The organism is Agrobacterium sp. NPDC089420 (assembly GCF_044900305.1).
GTDB lineage: Bacteria > Pseudomonadota > Alphaproteobacteria > Rhizobiales > Rhizobiaceae > Agrobacterium.
In genome coordinates this window covers 1-2,106 of record NZ_JBJDMY010000059.1, presented here as the reverse complement: position 1 = coordinate 2,106, position 2,106 = coordinate 1, and the positions used below count along the sequence as shown (strand labels likewise).

Here is a 2,106-nt window from a genome sequence, read left to right as displayed (position 1 = left end):
ATTCCTCACGCCGCCGCATCGCCCGCGCCTTTGCGTCATTGCGTGGCAAGAGCGTCGAAACCAGATGGAAGAAACACGATACCATTCCGCTCTAACCCGCCGCGGGGCTGGAAAAATGCTTCGGCCACCTTACTATATGGATGTTCAGGCACCCGGATGTCCGGATGTCCTCCCGAAACGCACAAGGACACATTTTCATGGCCGAAAATTCCTCCGCAGATAATTTCCCCGCCGGATATGAAGTGCCCAGGGTCTGGACCTGGGACAAGGGCAATGGCGGCCAGTTCGCCAATATCAACCGGCCGATCGCCGGTGCCACCCATGAAAAGGAACTGCCGGTCGGCAAGCACCCGCTGCAGCTTTATTCGCTGGCGACGCCGAACGGCCAGAAGGTCACCATCATGTTGGAAGAATTGCTGGCCGCCGGTCACAAGGGCGCAGATTATGATGCGTGGCTGATCAAGATCGGCGAAGGCGATCAGTTCGGTTCCGGTTTCGTCGGCGTCAATCCGAATTCCAAGATCCCGGCGCTGATGGATCATTCGACGCCCGAGCCGACACGGGTCTTCGAAAGCGGCTCGATCCTCGTATACCTTGCGGAAAAATTCGGCGCTTTCCTGCCGAAGGAGGGTAATGCCCGCACGCAGGCGCTGAACTGGCTGTTCTGGCAGATGGGTTCCGCCCCCTTCCTCGGCGGCGGTTTCGGGCATTTCTACGCCTATGCGCCGGTGAAGATCAAATACGCCATCGATCGTTACGCCATGGAAGTCAAACGCCAGCTGGACGTGCTGGACCGGCATCTGGCCGAAAACCGCTATCTCGCCGGTGATCAATATACGATCGCCGACATGGCCGTCTGGCCGTGGTATGGCAAGATCGCGCTCGGCCAGGCCTATGGCGATGCCGGCGCTTTCCTCGAAGCCGATGGCTACAGACACGTCATGCGCTGGACGCTCGAAATCGGCGAACGCCCGGCGGTCAAGCGCGGCGTGATCGTCAACAAGACCTCGGGCGATCCGTCCGAACAATTGCATGAACGCCACGACGCCTCCGACTTCGAGACGAAGACGCAGGACAAGATCGGCAAGGCGTAAGGAAAGGATTAGAGCGCCAAAAGCGCTCTAACTATTTGAATTGACGAATTTCCGGACGTAAAAGCAAGGCAGCTTTTAGTGGAAATGTTCTGGAAGGACAAAAGATGGCGAACCTGCCCGAAATGACCAAACACAAGGGATTTCCCTCCGGCATGCCGAGCACGGGCGTCCAGTTCACCATCCGCCGCGCCAACCCCAAAGGGGTAACACCGATCAAGATGATACCCCGCCGGGCGCGCAACGACACCAAGGAGCATCGCATCGACGCCGCCTTCCTGCACTCGCTCTGGCACCATTTCGGTCCGGAGCCGTTCGAGCGCGGCAATCTCGACGCCGCCCGCCTCAACCTGCTGTTCGGCCGCGAGGTGGTGCCGGCGGAGAAGAATTTCGATCCGCTGTCCTACCAGGCGATGCTTGTCATCGACGAGCGCGTCGCCCGGCAGAATTTCCCGGAATCATTTGAGAATTTCTTCGAGATTTGAGGGCGGGCGACGGCATTTTTCCTGAGGGGGAGGAGGAACATGATTGTCGACATACTTCATATGGACCTGCACCGCTGGCTGAGGCAACCTCGAAGCGGTAACGCATACAGGGCTTCCGGCGGCCGCGATCTGAAACTGAAAATGACACCGGAGGCCGCACGGCTCGATCACCGGCAGATGTTGCGCTTCATGGCGCTCAACGCGGCGGTTGGTGTTTTGATCGGTATCTGCGTCGGTGCGGCACTGATCCTTCTCGATATTGGCGGTTTGGGCGCGCGGATCGGCCGCGCCGCAAATCCGGCCGTGCCCGTACTGCTGGTCGTCGTGCCCATCGCGTCCCTGTTCGGCGCTGCCGCCGCTGCCTCGGCCATCCTGATGATGCCCTATGAAAAGAAATTCCGCGACGATGAAGACGATGCGAGGGGAGAATAATCGCATGATCAAGAAAATCCTGATCGCCAATCGTGGCGAGATCGCGTGCCGGGTCATCAGGACGGCGAAGAAGCTGGGGATTGCGACCGTTGCGGTCT

General features: G+C 59.2%; 4 protein-coding genes. All 4 read left to right on the top strand.

Annotation, left to right across the window (positions count from 1 at the left end):
* Positions 1 to 197 precede the first annotated feature (197 nt).
* Complete coding sequence (yghU, locus tag ACI2KA_RS26900; protein ID WP_404505478.1) at positions 198 to 1,094, top strand: glutathione-dependent disulfide-bond oxidoreductase; 897 nt, start codon at positions 198 to 200, stop codon at positions 1,092 to 1,094.
* 104 nt (positions 1,095 to 1,198) lie between these two features.
* A complete protein-coding gene (locus ACI2KA_RS26895) occupies positions 1,199 to 1,576 on the top strand; it encodes a hypothetical protein (RefSeq protein ID WP_077985202.1) in 378 nt (125 codons plus the stop codon).
* Positions 1,577 to 1,615: 39 nt separating this feature from the next.
* On the top strand, positions 1,616 to 2,008 hold the full coding sequence (locus ACI2KA_RS26890) for a hypothetical protein (protein ID WP_404505477.1): 393 nt from the start codon (positions 1,616 to 1,618) through the stop codon (positions 2,006 to 2,008).
* A partial coding sequence (locus tag ACI2KA_RS26885; protein WP_404505479.1) for a biotin carboxylase N-terminal domain-containing protein occupies positions 1,992 to 2,106 on the top strand: 115 nt, incomplete at its 3' end. The genes ACI2KA_RS26890 and ACI2KA_RS26885, both read left to right, overlap by 17 nt.

Bases quoted from the DNA above. Each gene is read 5' to 3' on its own strand.
- yghU (WP_404505478.1), top strand. From the start codon at position 198: ATGGCCGAAAATTCCTCCGCAGATAATTTCCCCGCCGGATATGAAGTG.
- ACI2KA_RS26895 (WP_077985202.1), top strand. From the start codon at position 1,199: ATGGCGAACCTGCCCGAAATGACCAAACACAAGGGATTTCCCTCCGGC.
- ACI2KA_RS26890 (WP_404505477.1), top strand. From the start codon at position 1,616: ATGATTGTCGACATACTTCATATGGACCTGCACCGCTGGCTGAGGCAA.